The 322-nt window shown below is 43.5% G+C and carries 1 protein-coding gene; it reads right to left on the bottom strand.

Annotated elements, in window-relative coordinates:
- On the bottom strand, window positions 1-322 hold a 322-nt coding region (locus HC175_RS22155), incomplete at both ends, for a hypothetical protein (RefSeq protein WP_168140013.1).

Genomic DNA, 322 nt, shown 5'->3' with positions numbered 1-322 from the left:
GGTTTTTCCCGAGGCATCGATTTCAGTCGCACCGCGCGGCACCTGTAAGCTTCCGGCTGGTCCTACCGCTGCGATTCGATTATTCTTAATGAGAATGTCTCCGTTCTCAATGATCTGCCTATCCTTCATGGTGAGGATGCGTGCATTTCTTATTACAGCAACCCCTTCAGGAATATCCTTTTTGAATAGTATCTTTATCTTATACTCATCGGCTTTAAAACCGTCATCTTCTTCGGAATCTTTTTTCTTTTCAGCTTCATCTTTCTCTTCCTCTTCTTCTGCTTCTGAATCCTTCTTCTTTTTCGCCTCTTCCTTTAGCTTC

The organism is Salinimicrobium oceani (assembly GCF_012037645.1).
Note: the sequence above shows the minus strand (reverse complement) of the source record. Positions and strands in the feature narration are given on the sequence as shown.